The organism is Faecalibacterium sp. An77, from assembly GCF_002161315.1.
Classification (GTDB): Bacteria; Bacillota; Clostridia; order Oscillospirales; family Ruminococcaceae; genus Faecalibacterium.
On sequence record NZ_NFHK01000092.1, the window covers coordinates 1 to 1392 of the forward strand.

The 1392-nt window shown below is 45.3% G+C and carries 1 protein-coding gene; it reads left to right on the forward strand.

Translation table 11 applies throughout. The annotated features are described in order from the left end of the window. A partial coding sequence (locus tag B5G28_RS14150; RefSeq protein WP_144265578.1) for a reverse transcriptase/maturase family protein occupies positions 1-1392 on the forward strand: 1392 nt, incomplete at both ends.

Here is a 1392-nt window from a genome sequence, read left to right on the forward strand (position 1 = left end):
GGCATGACGCAGGGGGTAGACGGACAGACACTGGATCGTATGAGTCTGCCGAGCATCAACCGGATCATTGAATCCATTCGCAACAGGACGTACCAGCCAAAACCTGCCAAGAGAAAGTATATTCCAAAGAAAAATGGAAAACTCCGCCCACTGGGGATCACTTCCACCGACGATAAGTTGGTGCAGGAAGTAGTCAGAACGATTCTGGAAGCAATCTATGAGCCGACATTCAGCAACTACTCTCACGGCTTCAGGCCCAAAAGAAGCTGCCATACTGCGCTCAGTCAGGTGAAGAAAACCTTTACAGGTGTCACCTGGGTTGTGGAAGGAGATATCAAAGCTTGCTTTGACCATTTTGATCACCATGTGCTGGTTGAATTGCTGCGCAAAAGAATTTCGGACGAGGCTTTTATCGGCCTGATTTGGAAATTCCTGAAAGCCGGATATATGGAGCAGTGGCAGTATAACTGCACTTACTCTGGAGTTCCGCAAGGCAGCGGTATCAGTCCTATCTGTGCCAATATATATCTCAATGAACTGGATGGCTATATGCAGGCATATAAAGAAAAATATGACTGTGAACCGACCAGAAGAAAGACGACCAAAGAATATGAACGGGCGTCACGGAGATACAAGAAAGCACGCAAATCGCTTATGGGTGCAGAGAAATCCACTCCTGAGCTGGTAAAAGAATTCAAAGAGGCCAGAAGTGAAAAGATGAATCAGCACTACTACGATCCGTTTGAGAAAGGATACAAGAAAATCCAGTACAACCGATATGCTGATGATTTTGTAATCGGCGTGATCGGGTCCAGAGAAGACGCAGAAAGAATTAAGGAAGATGTAAAAACCTTCCTTCAAGAAAAGCTGCATCTGGAAATATCCGAGGAAAAGACAAAAGTAACCCATTCCAGCGAGCCGGTACGATATCTGGGATATGATTTCAAAGTGATCCACTCCAAAAACATGAAGCGGTGCAAAAATGGCGACATGAAACGGGTGTGGTATGGAAAAGTATTTCTGTATATGCCGAAAGAAAAGTGGATTAAAAAAGCCATGGAACGGGGAGCGATACAAGTAAAGCGCAATCCCGACACAGGCAAAGAAATGTGGCGTCCTATGCCAAGAAAAGACCTGATGAACCGCAGCGATGTAGAGATTGTATCCACGTTCAATGCAGAAATCCGAGGACTGTATAACTTCTATCGGATTGCGGAAAATGTGGGAGCCCTACACAAGTACTATTATATGGTGCGGTACAGCATGTTAAAGACACTGGCAGGAAAACACAGGACAAACGTCAGTGTTGTGAAAAAGCGCTGCATGGCAGATGGTGTGTTGAGAGTTCCCTATGAAACAACCAAGGGGCTGAAATACTGTGAATTCTACCAT